The sequence below is a fragment of the Bradyrhizobium canariense genome, assembly GCF_900105125.1.
GTDB classification, from domain to species: Bacteria; Pseudomonadota; Alphaproteobacteria; order Rhizobiales; family Xanthobacteraceae; genus Bradyrhizobium; species Bradyrhizobium canariense_A.
The window spans coordinates 4108454-4128616 of record NZ_LT629750.1; the positions used below are offsets into that span (position 1 = coordinate 4108454).

Below are 20163 nucleotides of genomic sequence, written 5' to 3' on the forward strand. Positions count from 1 at the left end.
TCTCCGGTCAGGGAACGTGAAAGCAATTGCAGGCAGCTTGCGGCTGCGTTGCATCACGCGCTGAGCGGAGGACCTCTGGGACGTGCGACCGAATATTGCGAAAACGAGGATAGGCCCAGAGGTTGGGCCGACTGCCGTACCTTGCTGATTCCCGAGCTAACGTGCCGGATCGTTACCGGTCTCGGAGCATCCAAGACGTGAAATGCTGCCGCAAAACAAAAGGCACAATGGTCATCGGCAGAATGGTTGGGCTGGTCGGCGGGCGAGAGGGGGTTACCGTCAGTCGCATGCTGACAAAGTTGGGATAGAGAGAGATCATCGATGGCAGACGCATTGGCTAACTGGACGCCAACAACGGTCAGCAGCGGTTGCAGAATAAGCGCATAGATGGCCGCCGCGCCGACTAGCCTTCGCCAGAATAGCCGCGGTCCCATGCCTGCGCGCTTCTGCCCGATGCTCATGATCGTGGAACTTATACTGACTGGAAGTAGATTCAAGCCATGAAGTCGTTGCCTAGCTGGCTTGCACTCAAAGACCCATCGTAGCACCCATGGCAAGGTAGAGTTTTGAAAACGGGTCCGTCAGATGTCTCAAATGGATCATTCGCGTCACTTTGGCCAGACACCGGCACCGTCTGCCCCCCACGAACAGACATCATTACAGCAGAGCGGCATGTCTCAAAGGTGCCAGAACCAGTCATTGCACGCTGTTGATTTAATCGTACATCCATCGCCAGCGTGAAGCGCTCTTTCGCCGGCGAAAGGCCGCCGCTGCAGGTCCTTGGACCACCGGAAGGCTCGGAAATCCACTTCTTGCCGATGCCAATCGCTGGAACTGGCCATAGCGGGTTTTATCCAAGCAGCAATCCGGCGAGTCACAACGGCCCGGAACCACGCAAGGCACGTTTCAGACGGCTGCCAATATGGGGATCGACGTAGTGGAACAATGCAGTCGTGCGGATCTTGTCAGGATCGCAAGGCTCGTTGGTGTGGATGGAGCGATAGCCGGAGAAAAAATAGAGGCTGCCCGGCTCCATCTTAAGTCGCGCAAGACGCGAAGATTGCGTTTGCGCCAAACGCTTCAGCAGAAACTGTGTGAGCGAATTGTCTATGAGCAATTTATCAATCAGGTTTTGGGCATACCACTTTCTGACAGGGCGAACGTTTGGAACCATGATGAGTCTACCGGAGTGCTGTCCTTCCGGAACACAGATCGGTAGCAAGACCGTCAGGACATACGAATCATAGTGGAACCGGAGCGAATGTCGCTCGCCCGAGGCGCCGGTCAGGCAACGAAGAATTTGATAGTAGGGCTGATCGGGGGCCCGATTTCCCGTCGCGCCTTCATAGACGCGCGTGCAAAGCCGCCGGAACACCGCAGAGTTGGCCATTCGCTCAAGCGGAGTGTCCGCCAAATCTGCACATCCCGTGAAGCTCACATACTGGTTGCCCGCGGCTCGAACCGAAGCTTCAACGAAGGTGCGAAGTCGATCAAGCTCGCGCTGTTCCAAATAATCGGGAACAACTCCATAACCGACATGATCAATCGAGCTGACCAGCTCACTGACGAGCTCGTCCGACAAATCTGGAAAATCACCGTTCAGCGAAATATTTGATGCACTCGCGACAGTTGTCATAGGCGTACTCTTGAAGTCCGCACTCGTGCCCCGCAATCGGCCAGCATAAGCTGCCGACTTGCTCGCTCGGCACCATAGCCTGAATCTCCGAGATGTCGATCAAACAAGCATCTGATCGGGCCCGGCCGGTTGCTTCGCGTAGCTGGCGGAGTGGTCCGCGGGAAGCCCACCCGCGGCTGCACGGTAATCTGTGCAGTACGCCGCCACCGTGCAACAGCTTTCTAGAAACTCCAGATCGGAAAGATGTTATTGCGACAGCAGAGCGGTAAGTAAGCCAGCTCGGAGGCCCAGCTTTATACGGCGGCCCTTTGTACCTCGCACCGAACGTATCGAGTGACGGCAGTCAGGCAATTTCCCGAGATTGACAGGTGGCATTTTCAGATCGCTCACAGCGAACGTCCGTTCAGAGTCAAACTGAGAAGAACTCAGTGCGAGCAAATGTTTTCCGCTTTGCGAACTCGGACATCGCGTGATGATGTCGGCAGTCCGCATTTGTGCCAGCAGGCGACATCGGCTTGGAACGAAAGAGGCCGCCTCATGTTGGCAGCCTCGTTAATTCTAGACGCGATTTTTTGTTACTTTAACGCCAGGCTAGTGCAATACCATGAGACGTCATTGTTTCTCCAACCTATTAGCAGTCCGGCCTCCGTGCACTCGCCGTAGGTTTTGTAGTTGCCTACGTTTCTGCACGTTGGCGAGTACGTGCCAGCGGACCCGGAGCATCCGTGTCAAGGTGCGTCGCCGTACCTAAAGCTTGTTACGCAACCACCGACGCAACTGCCAGTGGTCTTCTCAAGCTTGGCAAGCTTCGCGGATACCGACTCTGGCGCCGACGGCGTTTGAGTGGGTTGCGATGTCCGGCGGGACACGGTGCTGCGGGCAACCGCGCTGTGTTTCGGCCTGGTTATTTGCTTCGGCGCCTCGACCATGACGTTAGGAAGCGAGGTGCCGGAGCTTGTTGCAGTTTGCGACATTGCCGTGCCGCTTAGGCCGCACAGCAGTTCAATCGATAAGACAACGACAGCTGGACTCGCAACGAAGAGTGAGGAAAACCTCATGGCTATGTCCTCCCCAAACCGGGACGGGAATGCCATCCCGATGCGCACGGTAGCATATATTCAACTGGCCTAAAATTCGAATTAGGACACTCGCAAATTCAGCTTAGGGCGGATTAAATACGGACAGTACCCGCCGCCCCATAGGAACGCATGCTGATCTTGGACCAATCGGGAACATGACGCGGTTCGCTTGGGCTGATGTCCGTTTCGGGTCAATCGCGTCGGTTTGACGATTCGCCGATCACTTCTGATCCTCTCCTACGAGCGGACATTGGCAGCGGATCGGCATGTCTCAAAGGTGCCAACAACAGACTCATGCAATGCAAGATACGCCGTCCACGGGTTGCAGCACTTTAATCGATCACCTCGTCGGCGTGGGCGATGAGCGTCGGCGACCCGTCGAGGCCCAGCGCCTAGGCGGTCTTGAGGTTGATCGCCAGCTCGAACTTGGTCGGAAACTGAACTGGAAGATCAGCAGGTTTTTCACCTCGCAAGATGCGATCGACATACGACGCGGCTCGTCGATACATATCGACCGGGTCAATGCCGTAGGACATCAGGCCGCCACGCACGACCCAAAATGAGTATGTGTAAATTGCAGCTAAGCGGTGCTTGGCCGCCAAGTGGATCGGTCAAGAAAGTTTCGTCAAGGAGTTCACGCGCCCCGGCAGACGCGTTGTTAGTTTCATGCACCAATACGATGCGTCGGGCCGCGCACTGCGATGATTACCAATGGCGTCCGCGGTTGTTTTCAGGTCGACCTATGACGCCTAGTCCCGGCTCGGTGTGCTCTTGGAGATGTTGGCCGACACCGAGCCGGGGTTTTTAGCTCTCTTCGAGGTTCCCAGGCGAATTATGCCAACGCGCTGCAGGAGTCGCGACCAACCACAGTCCGGGCCGCGACCGCAGCTTTCCACAATCTGCTCGCAAAATGGCCGTAGTCTGCAGCAATTGAAGGCAGCCACTGAATTCGACGGATTGGTCGAGGTGACAACGATGCGGAATTCGTCTTTCGGACTTCGGCGATTGCTGTCGCTTATCGCGGGCCTTACCCTCTGGGCGGCCGCCGCTTGGCCGGCTGCGGGGGAGCCCTCAGCGGCGGGCCTGTGGGAGAAGATCGAGAACGGCGAGCCCCGGCTTTACGTGTTGGTCGTCGATCACAACGGCGTCTTCGAAGGCGTGATGGCGAAACTTTTCCCCAAGCCGGGCAGTACAGGCCCGCGGATCTGTTCGGAGTGTACCGACGACCGCAAGAACGCGCCCTGGCTCGGTGTCTCCTTCGTCCGCGACATGAAGCGCAATGGTCTGAAATATGAGAACGGCAACGTGCTCGATCCCCGCGACGGCAAGATCTACAGCGCCGTGATGACATTGAGCCAGGACGGGCAGACCCTGACCCTGCGCGGCTATATCGGCATTTCGCTGCTCGGCCGGGACGAGACATGGACCCGCCTGCCTGACAGCACCATCGCCCAGATCGATCCCGCCATCGTCGCAAAATATCTCCCAGCGCATGCCGCCGCGATGAAGCCGCCCGCCATACAGAGGAAGATGGCGCCAGCGCATTAGCCGTTTCTATCGTCCCAGGTCCCAACACCACCAACCCGGCCTTTGGCCCCTTCACCGTTCCCCCAAATCCAAAAGGACCGGCCCTTGAGCCGATCCCCTTGATTGAGGAAGATTAGGCTAGGCAAAATTGCCTACCACTTCAGCCGGTTTGCACACATAAATCAGAGGGGGGCTGATTTCCGTTTAGCCCCCAACAGCGGCGCGAGAGCAGACATTTCGGGACCGCCGCTTTGGGCCGATTTTGTTGCGGAAGTCGGTTGAGACAGGGCAGGAAGCGTGATTCCGTTGTGTTGACGCGAATCGCGGCGAGGTCGATCCATGATGGGCCGTCTGAAGAGTGACCAAGGTCAACTGTTTTACGAGTTTCATCTCAGCGACGCGATTCCCGAAGATCACCTGGTGAGGAAGATCGATGCTGCTCTCGATCTTTCCTGGCTTCGCAATGAACTTGCACCTCATTATTCGTCCATGGGTCGCCCGTCGATCGATCCGGAACTGATGATCCGGATGCTGGTCGTTGGGTATGTCTTTGCGATCCGCTCGGAGCGGCTGATCTGTCGTGAAGTACAGGTGAACCTCGCCTATCGCTGGTTTTGCAAACTCGGGATCGAGGATGCTGTCCCGGATCATTCGGCGTTCTCGCGCGCCCGCAACGAACGCTTCCGCGAGGGAGATGTTTTCCGTCGTATGTTCGAGCGGGTCGTCGAGGCGTGCATTGCAGCTGGTCTGGTTGGTGGCAAAGCCTTTGCCGTCGATGCGAGCCTGATCCAGGCCGATGCCAACAAGCAGCGCTCGATCGCGGGTGGGGATTGGCGCAGGGATCGCGATCCGGCGAGGTCCAGCCGCGCGGTGAAGGAGTATCTGACGACCCTCGACGACACGGCATGGGGAGCAGCAACCGACGTTGTGCCGAAGTTCGTCTCGCCTTCCGATCCCGCGGCTCAGTGGACCGGCGCCCACAAGGGACCGGCATTCTTCGCGTACTCCGACAACTATCTCATCGACGTGAAGTTCGGCGTCATCGTTGACGTCGAGGCATCCCGCGCCATTCGCCAGGCCGAGGTCGGCGCTGCAAGGACCATGATCGAACGGACAGAAGAGCGCTTCGGTCTCAAGCCAGAGCGGCTGGCTGCCGATACCGCTTACGGGGCGGCACCGATGCTGAACTGGCTGGTCGAGACGAAGGGCATCGCGCCACATATTCCGGTGAACGACAAGTCGAAGCGGGACGACGGCACCTTCTCGCGCAACGACTTTCAATATGATTCGACCAGCGACCTTTACCACTGCCCGGGCGGAAAGCAGCTCAGAACGAGCGGTACCGTGCACGAGGGCAAGACCCTTCTGTATCGCGCAAGCAAGCTCGACTGCGATGCATGTCCGCTCAAACCGCAGTGCTGTCCAAAGGAACCATCACGCAAGATCCCGCGCGATATCCACGAGCGTGCCCGAGACGTTGCCCGGTCGCTGGCTGGCACCGACGGCTTCGAACGGTCGCGGTATGAGCGCAAGAAGATCGAGATGAGGTTCGCACACTTGAAGCGCATCCTGAAGCTCGGTCGGCTCCGGCTGCGTGGCCCGCGAGGCGCACAGGACGAGTTTGTTCTGGCCGCCATCGCTCAGAACCTGCGACGGCTTGCATCGCTGGTCACGCGGCCACCACCCACTCGGGCTCTGTGCATTGCGTAGCGTTGGAGTTGCGTAGAGGCCGTCAGCGTCGGCGGATCAAAGCCGGCCGCCCATAACGAGATGGCCGCAGTCCGTCGACAGCAGCCGACTTCCGCAACAAAATCCGCCAAGAACAGACCTCGCGCCATAGATCGCATTTTATTAGTCTGTTCAGGGAGCCATTAATCCGCACGGCTTTAAGCAAGAGTTGGACGAGATACCGCATGACAACACTGCGCATCTACGACTACCGCGATGGGGTGTTGGCGCTCGACTTGAGCGACCTAATCGATTTGCTTGCTCCTCGCTCACTCGAAGCCAGTTGGAGAGTTTCGCCCGTTAGGATAAATCACCCGGACCTTGGCCGCTTCTACGATGAATTTATGAGAACGGGGGCAGTCCAACCGGGACAGGACGCGCTAGAGGTACTCGCGGCCAATGGCTTGTCGGTTAGCGGTGTTACGCTCTCGGAGGCCGCTCACGCAGCATGGCAGGTCATTTGGGGGCAATTCGTTGCGACCCTCCCAGAGCAGAACGACACATGGGTCAACATCCGCGCGATAGACAGTACTTTCTATGAGGTCACGTCGTCGGACGAAGCTGTACTCGGTGCAATTTGGTCAGCCTACAAGGACGTTCGAGTTGCGCCCGGTCCTGTTACGTCAGCTCCGATTGAGCGAGTCTAGATGCCCATAGACAAAGAAGCTTCTCGCATCTGGCGCGGTCGGATCAGAGATATTCTGAACCAGCAATGGGATCCGATTGGTGGGTGCCCCGCCGATGAATACGATAGCTACGTTGGCACGGTCGCCGCCATGGTTCGCGATAATGCGACGGACACCGATCTGACGAAATATTTGGAACGGGCCGAATCTGTTCACATGGGCTTCGGCCGATTTGATCCCGAGCGCGCCATGACGGTCGTCGCATCAATAAGAGCACTTGGCACGGCTCCGTAGCAAAGGGGACCACTCCTGCCGAACGTCTGCTGCGGGTCAGCCTTGGGCATGGCATGAAAGAACTCTCCAACTGAGGCGGCCTTTGTGGTAATTTAGGGTATGTGCAACTCGGTCTTTTATTCGAACCGCGAGTATCGATCACCGGCCCAACTTGTCGAACTGTTGGGAGGATATGATAATTTGGTTTGGGTGGATGACCCGAGCAAACACGACATGAACGGGTGTCTCTGCTCAATTGATCTGGAGACCTCACTCCGCCGAGCAGACTTCGAATGGAAGCGCGGTGTCGATCCAATGGAATGGTTTGTGTCCAAAGTGAACTAGGACACTCTCCATTCACATTGTGCCACGACCGCATAGAACCATTCGATGTCTCATTTGGGTCATTCGCCTCGATTTGACGATTCGCCGATCACTTCTGATCTTCTCCTACGAGCGGACATTGGCCGCGGATCGGCATGTCTCAAACGTGCCCAACAACAGACATCCTTAACGCAGGCTCTTCAATCACTCCCCGCCCGCTGGAAGGGCGCTCTCCACCTTCCGGTGCTGCTACCGCGCCATCGACCGCTCAGATAGAATGGCGACAACTAGGGAGGGTGACGTGCGAGCTTTGATTTGTTTGGCAATATGGTTCTCAATCGGTGCGATCGCGGTTGCATTCGCTCAGAGTAGCCCCGCACGGATCGAGAATCCCAAAGTGCAGGGAGAAAATGTCGATCGCTGCGCAGACATAGATGGGTCGAACGATTGCTCGGCACGCGGCCAGTCGAAAGCCGCCACTGAGATATGCATCGCGCATGGCTACGTTGATCAAGTAGATTCACATTGGCATCCATCGTCAGGTGTAGCCACACATTACATTTCACAATACGACATGCACGCTGGAGAGGTGGCGGGTCGCTGGGAATCGCGGCCCAGCGATGGTGTTTTTGACTGGATTCTCTGCAAGAAATAGGAGTGGTCTGCCGACCGCTTCCAGTTCGCCCCGCCGAAAGCGGAAGCGCGAAGACGTCGATTCCCTTAACCGGTTCAATATGATTTGGCTCGTCCACCCCTCTCGCAAAAAATAATCTCCTTCTCGCCGGACCCAAATCACCTCTAGAAGCCGCGCCGTCCCATCCCCCACAAGGGGCGTATCGCGATCGTCACGGACGTTGGGATGGGATGCGGTGGACGCGGCAGCGCCGGGCGCGTGAACGTGATTGCAGGGCGGATCGATCAGATCTGTGAGCGATCAAGCGCGCGCAAGACGAACGGCAGTGCTCGCAGACGGTGAAGCCGTGTGGTCCTGGCACCCGTTGCTGGTGTCAAGTCGGCGGAGGTTTGGTCGGCCCGACCGGGCGTGACAAAACCTTCAATCCGCCGATGACGGTGACAAGACGAATTCGTCGCCGGGGAGAGCGCGGAGTAAACCGTAAAACCCTTCGCGTGCGGGAATGCCGGGATGTTTCCGGTGAACCTGCGGTGGCTAACTCGTGTGCTTACTACTTTGCGCACGAGGCTGCGGGTGCATCGACACCCGGCATTCCCCACTCCCTCTGCTTCCGGGAGAAAACGGCCAGGCACAACCCGGGCATCGCGCCGCGGGATCGCGAAGCTGCGTCCTCGTTCCGGGGCCCGCCCGGCAGCGAACACAGAATCCGATCCGATTACTCCGAGATTCCGGGTCTGCGCTTTCAAGCTCACCCTGAAAGGCTGCTCGTTAACCCTTTCCTAACCATAAACTGGGCAAAAATTGCCCAGTGAAGTCGAGTGTCGTCAGCCGCGTAAAACGGGAGTTCCCGTGGACGCCAGTGCGGTGCCTCACTTTCGAAACGGTGGTCTTTCGGCCGCCGCTCAGTCGTTTGGCGCCCGCTGGCGTCAAACGCGGGGGGATACCGCAAGCATGGTTGATGTCACAGCAGGTGCGGGCGCAGGGGCGCCGAAGATCGGAATTCCCAGCTTCAGCGAGATCGTCAGGCTCTTAAAGCGCGGCGACCTCGGGCTGGCGTTCGGCGTCCTCACCATTCTGGTCGTGCTGATCCTGCCGCTGCCCTCGGTCGTGCTCGATCTGTTTCTGGCGATCTCGATCACGCTGTCGATCCTGATCCTGATGACGTCGCTGTTCATCCAGGCGCCGCTGGAATTCTCGTCGTTCCCGACCATCCTGTTGATTTCGACGATGTTGCGGCTGTCGCTCAACCTCGCATCGACGCGGCTGATCCTGTCGCGCGGCCATGAAGGCACCGACGCCGCGGGCCACGTCATTCAGGCCTTCGGCAATTTCGTGATGGGCGGTAATTTCGTGATCGGAATTATCGTCTTCGCCATTCTGGTGATCGTCAACTTCGTCGTCATCACCAAAGGTTCGGGCCGTATCGCCGAAGTCGCGGCGCGCTTCCACCTCGACTCCATGCCCGGCAAGCAGATGGCGATCGACGCCGATCTCTCCGCAGGCCTGATCGACGAGAAGGTCGCCAAGGAGCGCCGCAAGGCGCTGGAAGACGAAAGCGGCTTCTTCGGCGCGATGGACGGTGCGTCGAAATTCGTGCGAGGCGACGCGGTCGCGGGCCTGCTCGTCGTTTTCATCAACGTTATCGGTGGAATCATTATCGGCGTGGCCCAGCAAGGCCTCGGCTTCGGCGAAGCCGCACAAACCTACACCCTGCTCACCGTCGGCGACGGTCTGGTCACCCAGATTCCCGCGCTGATCGTCTCCACCGCGGCCGGCCTGCTGGTCTCGAAGGCCGGTGTCAGCGGCGCCGCCGACAAGGCGCTGATGAAGCAGCTTTCCGGCTATCCGCAGGCGCTCGGCATGTCGTCGGGCGTGATGCTCGTGCTGGCGATGCTGCCGGGTATTCCGATGCTTCCATTCCTGTTGCTGGGCAGCGGCGCGGGCGCGCTCGCCTGGTGGGCGCAGGGAAAGAAGCGTACCGCCAAGGCGGCCGAGGCGACTGCGGCAGCCGCTCCCGCCGCGGCCGCCGCCGCCGCGGCCGCCGCCGAAGAACCGATTGCGACGGCGCTGAAGATCGACGACCTCAAGATCGAACTCGGCTATGCGCTGCTGCCGCTGGTCAACGGCCCTGACGGGACCGACCGTCTCACCGAGCAGATCAAGGCGCTGCGCCGATCGCTGGCGGTCGAAATGGGCTTCGTGATGCCGGCCGTGCGTATCCTCGACAACGTGCAATTGGAAGCGAACACCTACATCATCAAGATCAAGGAAGTGGATGCGGGAACGGGACGGATCTGGCCGAACCAGTTCATGGTCATGGACCCCGGTGGCAATCAGGTCGCCGTGCCCGGCATCCACACCACCGAGCCGACCTTCGGACTGCCGGCGACATGGGTCGACGCGAGCCTGAAGGAAGAAGCATCGCTGAAGGGCTATACGGTGGTGGACGCCGCAACGGTGCTCTCGACCCATCTCACCGAGCTGCTCAAGAACAACATGTCGGACCTGCTGTCCTATGGCGAGGTGCAAAAGCTCCTGAAGGATCTGCCGAAGGAGCAAGGCGAACTGGTCAAGGACATCGTGCCGAGCCTGGTCACCATCTCGGGCATTCAGCGCGTGTTGCAGCTCCTGCTTGGTGAACGCATCTCGATCCGCGATCTCTCGACCATCCTCGAAGGCATCGCCGACGCGCTGGCGTTCTCGCGCAACCCGGCAACCATGGTCGAACATGTTCGCGCTCGCCTGGCGCGGCAGATTTGCGCGCAAAACACCTCTCACAATGGCTACCTGCCGCTGATCGCGCTTTCCGCGAAATGGGAACAGGTCTTTGCCGAGTCGCTGATCGGACAGGGCGAGGAACGCAGCCTCGCGATGCAGCCCTCCAAACTGTCCGAGTTCATGACCGTGGTGCGCGATGCCTTCGAGCGGGCCGCCCGCGAAGGCGAGGCGCCGGTGCTGGTGACGTCGGCGGGGATCCGGCCCTACGTCCGCTCGCTGGTGGAGCGTTTCAGGTCGCAAACCACCGTGCTGTCGCAGGCGGAAATCCATCCGCGGGCACGCCTGAAGACGGTTGGAAGCGTCTAGTTCACCCGCCCCGCCGAAGCACCCCGCGACGGGGCTTTTCCGCCACAGGCAAACGATTTGTGAGCTGAGGCCAGCCGGGACCCATTTTGGGTAGCCAGATGCCGACGAACCAATAATACATTGTAATAATTGCAATACTTGTCAGGCTCGGCCGCTCAAACGGTCTGTGACCTCGCGGGCGTTCACGTCTTTTCACCGCTTTGTGATCGCCTATTTGGAACGGAAAGGCGAATCACCACGTTTGGATGGCTGAGTTGTTGAACCTGTCCGCGGACGCGAAACACCAATCCGCGAGAGGCACAGTGGACGGCAGGAGACTTCGATGAACCATTCGATCTACAGCGCGGATCGTACGACCCACCTGAAGATCGTGGTCGTGGCTCTCGTTGCCGGTATCGCGGTGGCTGGTTTCGGCATCTCGGCCCGCAGCACGGATGATGGTTATACCCAGACCGCGCGCGTCATGAAGGCCGGAAAGGCGGTGACGATGACCAGTTCAGATACAGCGGTGGTTCGCTGACGAATTTTGTGAATTCACGCGGCTCTTTACCAGCCCCCCAAAGTCGCCACGTGGATATATAGAAGACCCCAACTACCCCCAAGTTGACTACCGAAAACGCCCGCTCCCCACGGGCGTTTTCTCTTTTCGGGGACGGCTGGATTTCGCTGCTCAGAGATGAAGCAGACGCCGTGGTGCTCAGCGCGGCGGCACGGTCTCGATCAATTTGCCGGTAAAGACGGGCGCCGAATGCGGATTGCCGTCCGGTGATCCGCCCGCCTGCTCGACCGTCACCGCATAGGTCGCGGCGTTGATGATGTCGGTATCATAGGATGCAAGCACCGGGCGCGCGGTGAAGTCGCCGCTGCCGATCACACCCAGCGAACGCGGCCGCGGCAACCGGTCCGAAATCAGCCAGAGCTCAAAGCTCTTGCCGGGGTCCGGAGCGGTGGCGCCAACCTTGCGAATGGTAAAACTCTTGGTCGCCCCATCCACCGTGAGAATGAACCCAGGCGCCCCGCCATCCTTCTGCAGCACGGCGACATATTGGGCCGAGGGTGGCGTTGGCGAAGGCGCCTTGACCACCTCGACCACTTGCGTCTGCGGCTTGGGACGAAGGCCGGCGGGAAGCAAATCCGGTTGATAAATCCCGACCGCGATCATGGCGACCAGCGCGGCAGCGATCGCACTGGTGATCGTCGCGACATTGCGCCAGCGCCGGGCTTGGGCCGAGAGCCGGATCACGTTGGAAATGTCCGCCGCAGCAACAGGCCGATCGACCTCGGAAGCGGCTGGCGGCAGCGGGGTCTGCGGCAGCACCGGCCGAGCGCGATGCTCGGAAAGTCCGACAGCTGTTCTGATCTTGTCCCAGACCTCCGGCCGCGGCTCGACCGATCCGACCATCTGGTTCAGCGCGCCGAGCTTTTGCTGCCACGCTTCCACCATCGCCGCAAAGTCCTTGTCGACGGACATCATGGCCTCGACCACTGTCCGCTCTTCGACATCAAGCGTGCCGAGAGCATATTCCGCGGCGAGCGCGATATGGTCTTCACTGTGGGCCATCATTTAAAGTCCAAGGCACTCCCTGATATCCATCATGCTGCGGCGCAGCCAGGTCTTCACGGTATTCACCGGCGTCTCGAACTTCGCCGCCAATTGTTCTCGGCTCCAGCCGTTATAGTAGGCCAGCAGCACGAGCTTCTGGCGGTCCGGCTCCAGCCGTCCGATGCACTCCAGCAACCGTTTCAGCTCTTCGGTCATTTCACGGCGCGCGAGCGGATCGGGGCTGTCTGCAGCCACTTCCATGGCCGCGGGCTCCTCTTCGATCGAGGTTTCGCTGCGCTTGCGCACGACATCGATGGCGCGGTTTCGCGCGATGGACGCCATCCACGTGATCGGCGACGACAGGTTGGGATTGAACTGCCCGGCACTATTCCAGATCTTGACGTAAGCCTCCTGAATGACCTCCTCCGCGAGATCCTGTCGGCGCAAGATACGGAGCACCACGCCGAAAAGTTTCGATCGCGTGGCCGCATAGAGGCGCTCGAAAGCGGCCTCATCCCTCTTCGCTACAGCGGCAATCAGCCAGACCAGCTCAGCCGGCGTCAGCATTCAGTGTCCTTCTGAACTCACGATGTGCCATCGCCTTTGTAGACCGAAGCAGCATTCCGGAACCGTCGTATCATACCTCGCGCCGATTTGGTCCACCAAGTCGCCGACGATCGGCCCGTGGACATCAAACAAAAAACCCGGACCTCACGGTCCGGGCTCTCTGATTTTTTAAACGGCCGACGAAAGCGTCAGGCGATCGCCCCGATGCGCGAGCGCATCAGCCCGATGCTGTCGAGATCGGCCTGTTCGCGGGCGTTCTCCTCGGCGCGCTCGCGCGCCTGGTCGCGCTCGTCCAGGAGCTCGACTTTCTTGAGCTCCTCGAAAGCCTCTCCCAGCAGGCCCTTGGCGTCTTCAAGCTGAATGCGCAGCTCGTCGGCTGACCGGGTCAGATTTTCCCGCCGCTGGATCGCAGCCTTGGCATAGGTCGGATAGGCGAAGTGCGTGGGATCGTTGATCCCGGCGCGCTCCTGTTCGGTCTGGATTTCGCGCTCGAGGTCGACCGACATGCGCTGGAAATCAGCGATCATGCCTTCGATCTGAGCGACCCTGCGACGCTTTTCATCGACCTGAAATTTCTTCAGGCGGATGAGCGTTTCACGTGACTTCATCGACTCATACTCCCCAGAAGTCCCGATCTGAACGCGGGACAGAGCCGGCTCCCCCGAGGGGCCCCACCGGCATCTCTACTGTGTGACGGGGATGATGGCCTGACAAAGTTAGCGTTCCGTTTCCAAACTCCCGAGGATTTTCTCAAGTCCCCGATAACCGTCGTTCAGCGTGGCCACTTCGTCCTTGGCCTGGCGCAAAAACCCCTCCAGCGGCTCATGCAACCGGATCGCCTCGTCGACCTCGGGGCTCGACCCCGCCCGATAGGCGCCCAGCCGGATCAGTTCCTCCATGTCGGCATAGGTTGCCATCACCCGGCGGCCCCGCATGATCGTCGGCAGAAAGGCCGGGTCGGCCGATTTCGGCATGGTGCGGGACACCGACTTGAGAATGTTGATCGCGGGAAAACGTCCGCGTTCGGCGATCGCCCGCTCCATTACGATGTGGCCGTCCAAAATGCCCCGGACCGCATCCGCGATCGGCTCGTTGTGGTCATCGCCGTCCACCAGCACCGTGAAGATGGCCGTGATGCTGCCGACACCTACCCCAGGCCCGGCGCGCTCGAGCAGCTTCGGCAATTCGGTGAACACGGTCGGGGTATAGCCCTTGGCGGTCGGAGGCTCGCCCGCCGACAGGCCGATTTCGCGCTGCGCCATCGCGAAACGCGTGACCGAATCCATCAGGCACAGCACGGATTTGTTTTCATCGCGGAAATATTCGGCGATCGCCAGCGTCAGATAGGCGGCCTGCCGGCGCATCAAGGCAGGCTCGTCGGAGGTCGCCACCACCACGACGGAGCGCGCCAGCCCTTTGTCGCCAAGGTCGTCCTGCAGGAATTCCTGCACCTCGCGGCCGCGTTCGCCGACAAGACCGATGACGGTGATATCCGCGGCCACATTGCGCGCCAGCATCGACAACAACACCGACTTGCCGACGCCGGACCCGGCGAAGATGCCCATCCGCTGGCCGCTGCAACAGGTCAGAAACGTATTGAGTGACCGTACGCCGAGATCGAGCGGTTTGCCGACGCGCTTGCGCGAATGGGCCGGCGGCGGCGAATTTCGAAACGGCATCGGCGACGGACCTTGGACCAGGGGCCCTTTGCCGTCGATCGGCTCCCCCATCGCGTTGATGACTCGACCGAGCCATGATGGCGCAGGCCGAACCTGACTTGCGGCATTGGCGATGACCGCGCGGCAACCACGCCGGACGCCGTCGAGGCCGGCGAACGGCATCACCACGGCGTTGTTGCCGGAGAAACCGATCACTTCGCAGGGTATGAAGCGGTCGCCCCCGGTCTCGATCACGATACGGGAACCGACCGACATCGCATGAATGGGTCCCGCGATCTCGACCATCAGGCCACGCACGCCGACCACGCGGCCATAAATATTGACGCCATCAATGTCGGCGATCTGCTGGGCGAGCGCCTTCATTGCGAAAACCTTAAGTTTCGACGCATTGAGGCTTAGCCCTTAACTTCGTGTTTACCCGCATCGTTAATCATTGCGTCACTGTCTTTGGTGACTGAAAGCGCTCGACCGTCAGAAGAAGGTAGAGTCGCAGGAGTCGGTTAGGCCCGTCTCTTAATGTGGAACTTGAACGAGAGCGGATACAAAAAACTGGTTCGACGCAATATCTTAAGGCGATTCGAAAAAAATTGCACGGCAAGAGCTTGCGTACCCGAATCAGATTTTGTTAACCATATGTCGTCAGGATCCGAATCAGTTGTGCAAAGGCGTTTTGAGTGCCGCAAGTGCGGCCGACCTGACGCCCGGGGCGGCGACTATAGGGGACTGGCATGCGCGTATTGCTGATAGAAGATGACAGCGCCGTCGCGCAGTCGATCGAGCTGATGCTCAAATCCGAGAGTTTCAACGTCTATACGACCGATCTCGGAGAAGAAGGCGTCGATCTCGGAAAACTTTACGATTACGACATTATCTTGCTCGACCTCAATCTGCCTGACATGTCGGGTTACGACGTCCTCAAGCAGCTTCGGGTGTCGAAGATCAAAACACCCATTCTGATCCTCTCCGGCCTCGCCGGCATCGAGGATAAGGTCAAGGGTCTCGGCGTCGGCGCCGACGACTACATGACCAAGCCCTTCCACAAGGACGAACTGGTTGCGCGCATCCATGCGATCGTGCGCCGTTCCAAGGGCCACGCCCAGTCGGTGATCCAGACCGGCGATCTCGTGGTCAATCTCGACACCAAGACGGTTGAGGTCGGCGGCCAGCGCGTGCATCTGACGGGCAAGGAATACCAGATGCTGGAGCTGCTCAGCCTGCGCAAGGGCACCACGCTGACCAAGGAAATGTTCCTCAACCATCTCTATGGCGGCATGGACGAGCCCGAGCTGAAGATCATCGACGTCTTCATCTGCAAGCTGCGCAAGAAGCTGGCCAACGCCTCCGAAGGCCGCAACTTCATCGAAACCGTCTGGGGCCGCGGCTATGTGCTGCGCGAGCCGCACGAGGTCGAAGAGCGCATTCCCGCCTGATTCACAGGTTTACGGCGAGCCGCAAGGCTCATTCCTCCCAGACTGGACCCCGCCGCAAATGGCGGGGTTTTTGTTTTGGGGATTGAACGCTTGAGCTGTGTGCGCCGACAGACGGACTGTGCGAACGTACGGTCTTGAAAACGGGGGCGCGCTTTCAAATGATCCTTCAATCACTGGCCGGATTACCGGCGTTTCTGGTCTATTTTTGCACCGGCATCGTTGCCGTCGTCGCCTACCTGTTCGTCCATACCCGCGTCACGCCGCACGATGAGTTCAAGCTGATCCGCGACAACGATCCGGCCGCCGCTCATCAAGCCAATCTTCGTCGGGCACTTCCTCCGAATCCTCCTCACACAGCGTCACGCGCGGTGGGTTCGGCTCGTTTGCGCGCGCCTTCTCGGGGCATTTTTCCGTCGGCGGCTGACGGCGAAGGATTAGCGCCGCACGACGCCGCAAAACGACCGCCTTTTACTTGTCTCGTCCAGGCAGAACGTGCCTGAATAGTGACGCCGGATCGCCAAACCAAAAGCCTGAGGCCGCATCATGAAACGCTCGCGCCGCGTGGTCCTGACGATGATGGGTACGGCTACCATCGGCACCGTATCAATGGGGTTTGTGCGGCGAACGGACTGCGGTCCCGGGCTTACGGCAGTGCCCGGCCCGAACGGTGAGCCCTATTGCCGCGCGATCTATGTCGGCTTCGGTGGCACGCCGCGTTCCTTCCACAGCCACGGCCACGCGCACGGTGGCGGCTAGCAAGCGTCGATGCGGCGGATCGCCTGCCCCGAGCGAGACGATTGGCGCGTCACCGCCGAGGAATGCGGATTCGATTTTCATACCATCGACGGCGAGCGCTACTGGGACGAGCGCGCCTATTATGCGTTCACCCTCGAGGAGATCGAAGGCCAGATCGAAGCACCCACGGCTGAAATCGACGCCATGTGCCTCGAACTTGTCGGCCGCGCGATCGACGACGAAAAATATCTGCGGCGACTGAAGATACCGGAAGCATTCTGGCCGCTGATCTCGGAAAGCTGGCACCGCGACGAGGCCAGCCTCTACGGCAGGCTCGACCTCAGTTTTGACGGGCGAGGTCCTGCAAAGCTGCTCGAATACAACGCGGACACACCGACCTCGATCTTTGAGGCGGCGGTATTTCAGTGGACCTGGCTCGAGCAGGCGATCGAGCGGCAAATCATTCCCGCGCGCGCCGACCAGTTCAACTCTATCCATGAGCGCCTGATCGACGCGTGGAGAAAGCTCGGTGCCGGCCGCCACCTGCATCTGACGGGAATGACTGAAAATGCCGAGGATGCCGGCACGCTCGCCTATCTCGAGGACACTGCAAGGCAGGCCGGCCTGCCGACCACGTTGATCGATATCGAGGGTATCGGGCTGCGCGACGATGGCCATTTTGTCGATCTCGACAACCGACCGATCGCACTTGCGTTCAAGCTCTATCCCTGGGAATGGATGTTTCACGACGCGTTTGGCGCGCGGCTCATGGCTGCGCCGACGCGCTGGATCGAGCCGCCGTGGAAGGCAATCCTGTCCAACAAGGGCATCCTCCCACTGCTATGGGAAATATTTCCGGGTCACCCCAATCTGCTGCCGGCTTTTTTCGAGGATGACCCCAACGCTGCACAGCTCGGCGCTTCCTTTGTGCGCAAGCCGCTTTATTCGCGTGAAGGAGCCAACGTCGCGCTGATCAGCGCGGGCGTTACCGTGGTCGAGCAGCAGGGGCCATATGGCGCCGAAGGATTTATTCGTCAGGCCTTTGCACCGCTGCCTGAATTTTCCAGGCAACTTCCTGTGCTGGGAAGCTGGTTGATCGACCACGTACCCTGCGGCCTGTCGATTCGCGAGGACGAGAATCCGATCACCGGCAACACATCACGGTTTTTGCCGCACGCGATCTTGTAGAGTTTGCCTAAAGAGCTTGCCTGTAGGACCGGCAGCAACCCGCTCAGCGCGCCGAAGCAACCGCCTTCAATGTTTGCGGCATCGCCGCGGCACCGGGGCGCGCCATCGGAGCAGCGCTCGATCGGTAAAGCCCACGCCGTTCCGGATAGGGCCTGAAGGCGTCGGTCAACCCGACAACGGTCTCCGCCGCGCCCAGCAAAAGAAAACCGTCGGGTTCGAGCACCCTTGCCAGGCGATTGAAGATGTTGGCCTTGGTGTCCTGATCGAAATAGATCAGGACGTTCCGGCAGAAGATCACGTCAAACGCCCCGAGGTGGGAAAAATCCTGCAGCAGATTCAACTGCCGGTGCTGGACCATGGAGCGGATATCGGCGTTGAGCTGCCACAGCTCTCCGGTTTGCGTAAAATGCTTGACCAGCATCTGGATCGGCAGTCCACGCTGAACCTCGAACTGGCTGAAGATGCCGGCCCTGGATTTCTCCAGAACGCCCTGCGACAGATCGGTCGCAAGGATCTCGACCCGCCAGCCCGCCAGCGACGAACTGATTTCCTTCAGGCACATCGCAATCGAATATGGCTCCTGTCCGGTCGAAGAGGCCGCGCACCAGATGCGCAGCGAACGACGGTTGGCACGCGCCTGCAGAACTTCCGGGAGTATCGTCTGTCGCAGATGATCGAACGGAACCTTGTCGCGGAAAAAAAACGTCTCGTTGGTGGTCATCGCCTCGACCACTTCGGCCGTCACCGCGTCGGGTCCGCCCTTTAGTTTTTGAACCAGCTCCGCGATGCCGGGCAAGCCTGCCTTGCGCGCCAGCGGGATCAATCGGCTTTCCACCAGGTACTGCTTGTCTGCCGACAGATCCAGGCCGGAACGCTCCTTCAGGAGCTTACGCAAGAACTCATAATCTACCGGCGTCACGAACGATCTCCCGAAAACAATCGAACCAGTTTCGGCGCGATCTGATTGAGCGGCAGAACGGCCGCGCAAATCCCCGCATTCGCGGCCGCGCCGGGCATTCCCCACACCACGCTCGTCGCTTCGTCCTGTGCAATCACGCTGCCGCCGGCAGTCACGATATCCTTGCCGCCCCGCATGCCGTCCGAACCCATGCCGGTCAGCACGAGCGCCAGAATTCCGCTCTGCCAGACATCGATCGCGGAGGTGAACAATGGATCGACGGCGGGTTTACAGAAATTAACTGGCGGACCGTCGTCGAGAGCTATGGCAACCTCAGCGCCGTGACGGACGACGCGCATATGGCGTCCTCCCGGCGCGAGATAGATCGTGCCGGCCCTGACGATCTCGCCATCAATCGCTTCATGCGCCGGCCGGTGGCTGGAGCGCGCAAGATGCTCTGCAAGAATTGTCGTGAAGGTCGGCGGCATATGTTGCGTGATAAGCACCGGAAAACGATCGATGACAGGACCGATATCGGCGACCAGCGTCATCAGTGCCTGCGGCCCACCCGTCGATGAACCGATCAGGAGCGCGCGCGGCGCGTGCGTGCTGAAGGCGCGGCGGATCAGTTGCGGCTGCGCAACCGGAGCTGGCTGTGGCCGCAGCGAGAATTCACGCGACCGTTCGAAGGCTGGCGTCGAAGAAGGTGCAAGGGAAGGACTTGCCGGAGCCGGACGACGAACTTTGGCGCCGAGAGAGCGAATCTTCTGAATGAGATCGTGATGGAAAATCTCGGCGGCAGACGCTTCGCGGGTGCTCTCGGGCTTTGGGATGTAGTCTGACGCGCCAAGCGATAGCGCCTTGAAGCTGATCTCCGCGTTACGGCGGGTCAGAGTCGAGGCCATGATGATGATGAGGTTGCGCTTCTTTGCCAGCAACCGAGGCAATGCGGAAATGCCGTCGAGTTCCGGCATTTCGATATCGAGCACGGCGACGTCGGGATTGATGCGTTCAAGCTGATTGACGGCGTCAAGACCGGTACGCAGCGATGCCGCCACCATCATATCCGGTTCGGATCCGATCCAGCGGGAGATTAGGCCTCTGATAACGACGGAGTCATCGACTACCATCACCCGCAGCGGATCTTGCCGCACCGCATTCGAGGTCAAAACACTTGTCAACGCAATACTCATTACTCACCGGTACAGCTCA

The 20163-nt window shown here is 59.7% G+C and carries 17 protein-coding genes and 1 pseudogene; 9 read left to right on the plus strand and 9 right to left on the minus strand.

The window, feature by feature from the left end; translation table 11 throughout:
• Positions 1-53: 53 nt before the first annotated feature.
• The 3 genes from BLV09_RS38850 to BLV09_RS19635 form a co-directional block, all read right to left on the minus strand.
• Positions 54-461 carry a DUF2946 family protein gene (locus tag BLV09_RS38850; protein ID WP_433994346.1) on the minus strand — a complete coding sequence of 136 codons (408 nt, stop codon included), beginning with the start codon at positions 459-461 and terminating at the stop codon, positions 54-56.
• A gap of 413 nt (positions 462-874) precedes the next feature.
• The gene (locus BLV09_RS19625; protein WP_146688537.1) at positions 875-1636 is read right to left on the minus strand and encodes a hypothetical protein; all 762 of its coding nucleotides are present in this window, start codon (positions 1634-1636) and stop codon (positions 875-877) included.
• A 1471-nt stretch (positions 1637-3107) separates the two neighbouring features.
• A complete protein-coding gene (locus BLV09_RS19635; protein ID WP_244548755.1) occupies positions 3108-3317 on the minus strand; it encodes an ABC transporter substrate binding protein in 210 nt (69 codons plus the stop codon).
• Between the two features lie 373 nt (positions 3318-3690).
• Here BLV09_RS19635 and BLV09_RS19640 point away from each other — a divergent pair, with 373 nt between their 5' ends.
• The 5 genes from BLV09_RS19640 to BLV09_RS19660 all read left to right on the plus strand — a co-directional run bounded on the left by BLV09_RS19640 (position 3691) and on the right by BLV09_RS19660 (position 11431).
• A complete protein-coding gene (locus BLV09_RS19640) occupies positions 3691-4263 on the plus strand; it encodes a DUF2147 domain-containing protein (RefSeq protein ID WP_100387190.1) in 573 nt (190 codons plus the stop codon).
• A gap of 318 nt (positions 4264-4581) precedes the next feature.
• The gene (locus BLV09_RS19645) at positions 4582-5952 is read left to right on the plus strand and encodes a transposase (RefSeq protein ID WP_146688539.1); all 1371 of its coding nucleotides are present in this window, start codon (positions 4582-4584) and stop codon (positions 5950-5952) included.
• A gap of 665 nt (positions 5953-6617) precedes the next feature.
• On the plus strand, positions 6618-6890 hold the full coding sequence (locus BLV09_RS19650; RefSeq protein ID WP_100384062.1) for a hypothetical protein: 273 nt from the start codon (positions 6618-6620) through the stop codon (positions 6888-6890).
• A 1888-nt stretch (positions 6891-8778) separates the two neighbouring features.
• Positions 8779-10911, plus strand: coding sequence for a flagellar biosynthesis protein FlhA (gene flhA / locus BLV09_RS19655; RefSeq protein WP_167558811.1), 2133 nt, complete (start codon positions 8779-8781; stop codon positions 10909-10911).
• A 322-nt stretch (positions 10912-11233) separates the two neighbouring features.
• Positions 11234-11431, plus strand: coding sequence for a hypothetical protein (locus BLV09_RS19660; protein WP_100384065.1), 198 nt, complete (start codon positions 11234-11236; stop codon positions 11429-11431).
• Positions 11432-11608: 177 nt separating this feature from the next.
• Here the strand turns inward: BLV09_RS19660 and BLV09_RS19665 are convergent, their stop codons facing one another.
• The 4 genes from BLV09_RS19665 to fliI form a co-directional block, all read right to left on the minus strand.
• Positions 11609-12472: an anti-sigma factor gene (locus BLV09_RS19665; RefSeq protein WP_146691204.1), complete on the minus strand. Its 864-nt coding sequence runs from the start codon at positions 12470-12472 to the stop codon at positions 11609-11611.
• A 3-nt stretch (positions 12473-12475) separates the two neighbouring features.
• Positions 12476-13021, minus strand: coding sequence for a sigma-70 family RNA polymerase sigma factor (locus BLV09_RS19670; RefSeq protein WP_100384066.1), 546 nt, complete (start codon positions 13019-13021; stop codon positions 12476-12478).
• A gap of 188 nt (positions 13022-13209) precedes the next feature.
• A complete protein-coding gene (gene fliJ / locus BLV09_RS19675) occupies positions 13210-13629 on the minus strand; it encodes a flagellar export protein FliJ (protein WP_100384067.1) in 420 nt (139 codons plus the stop codon).
• Positions 13630-13737: 108 nt separating this feature from the next.
• Complete coding sequence (gene fliI, locus BLV09_RS19680) at positions 13738-15063, minus strand: flagellar protein export ATPase FliI (protein WP_146688541.1); 1326 nt, start codon at positions 15061-15063, stop codon at positions 13738-13740.
• 365 nt (positions 15064-15428) lie between these two features.
• Here fliI and ctrA point away from each other — a divergent pair, with 365 nt between their 5' ends.
• From ctrA to BLV09_RS19700, 4 genes and pseudogenes are all read left to right on the plus strand, one after another.
• Positions 15429-16130 (plus strand): response regulator transcription factor CtrA, encoded by a 702-nt coding sequence (gene ctrA, locus BLV09_RS19685; RefSeq protein ID WP_007600544.1) that lies wholly within the window; start codon positions 15429-15431, stop codon positions 16128-16130.
• Positions 16131-16288: 158 nt separating this feature from the next.
• Positions 16289-16438 (plus strand): annotated as a pseudogene (locus BLV09_RS19690) (DUF350 domain-containing protein); the annotation flags it as partial.
• A gap of 235 nt (positions 16439-16673) precedes the next feature.
• On the plus strand, positions 16674-16886 hold the full coding sequence (locus BLV09_RS19695; RefSeq protein ID WP_146688542.1) for a hypothetical protein: 213 nt from the start codon (positions 16674-16676) through the stop codon (positions 16884-16886).
• A 9-nt stretch (positions 16887-16895) separates the two neighbouring features.
• A complete protein-coding gene (locus BLV09_RS19700; RefSeq protein ID WP_146688543.1) occupies positions 16896-18053 on the plus strand; it encodes a glutathionylspermidine synthase family protein in 1158 nt (385 codons plus the stop codon).
• A 43-nt stretch (positions 18054-18096) separates the two neighbouring features.
• On the opposite strand, the gene BLV09_RS19705 is transcribed toward BLV09_RS19700, so the two are convergent.
• Complete coding sequence (locus BLV09_RS19705) at positions 18097-18972, minus strand: CheR family methyltransferase (RefSeq protein WP_146688544.1); 876 nt, start codon at positions 18970-18972, stop codon at positions 18097-18099.
• Complete coding sequence (locus tag BLV09_RS19710) at positions 18969-20144, minus strand: protein-glutamate methylesterase/protein-glutamine glutaminase (protein ID WP_146688545.1); 1176 nt, start codon at positions 20142-20144, stop codon at positions 18969-18971. Before BLV09_RS19710 ends, BLV09_RS19705 begins: the two co-directional genes overlap by 4 nt.
• Positions 20145-20163 lie beyond the last annotated feature (19 nt).

Bases quoted from the DNA above. Each gene is read 5' to 3' on its own strand.
- BLV09_RS19665 (WP_146691204.1), bottom strand. From the start codon at position 12,472: ATGGCCCACAGTGAAGACCATATCGCGCTCGCCGCGGAATATGCTCTC.
- BLV09_RS19660 (WP_100384065.1), top strand. From the start codon at position 11,234: ATGAACCATTCGATCTACAGCGCGGATCGTACGACCCACCTGAAGATC.
- BLV09_RS19625 (WP_146688537.1), bottom strand. From the start codon at position 1,636: ATGACAACTGTCGCGAGTGCATCAAATATTTCGCTGAACGGTGATTTT.
- fliJ (WP_100384067.1), bottom strand. From the start codon at position 13,629: ATGAAGTCACGTGAAACGCTCATCCGCCTGAAGAAATTTCAGGTCGAT.
- BLV09_RS19650 (WP_100384062.1), top strand. From the start codon at position 6,618: ATGCCCATAGACAAAGAAGCTTCTCGCATCTGGCGCGGTCGGATCAGA.
- BLV09_RS19695 (WP_146688542.1), top strand. From the start codon at position 16,674: ATGAAACGCTCGCGCCGCGTGGTCCTGACGATGATGGGTACGGCTACC.
- BLV09_RS19645 (WP_146688539.1), top strand. From the start codon at position 4,582: ATGATGGGCCGTCTGAAGAGTGACCAAGGTCAACTGTTTTACGAGTTT.
- BLV09_RS19670 (WP_100384066.1), bottom strand. From the start codon at position 13,021: ATGCTGACGCCGGCTGAGCTGGTCTGGCTGATTGCCGCTGTAGCGAAG.
- BLV09_RS38850 (WP_433994346.1), bottom strand. From the start codon at position 461: ATGAGCATCGGGCAGAAGCGCGCAGGCATGGGACCGCGGCTATTCTGG.
- BLV09_RS19640 (WP_100387190.1), top strand. From the start codon at position 3,691: ATGCGGAATTCGTCTTTCGGACTTCGGCGATTGCTGTCGCTTATCGCG.
- BLV09_RS19710 (WP_146688545.1), bottom strand. From the start codon at position 20,144: ATGAGTATTGCGTTGACAAGTGTTTTGACCTCGAATGCGGTGCGGCAA.
- flhA (WP_167558811.1), top strand. From the start codon at position 8,779: ATGGTTGATGTCACAGCAGGTGCGGGCGCAGGGGCGCCGAAGATCGGA.
- fliI (WP_146688541.1), bottom strand. From the start codon at position 15,063: ATGAAGGCGCTCGCCCAGCAGATCGCCGACATTGATGGCGTCAATATT.
- BLV09_RS19700 (WP_146688543.1), top strand. From the start codon at position 16,896: ATGCGGCGGATCGCCTGCCCCGAGCGAGACGATTGGCGCGTCACCGCC.
- ctrA (WP_007600544.1), top strand. From the start codon at position 15,429: ATGCGCGTATTGCTGATAGAAGATGACAGCGCCGTCGCGCAGTCGATC.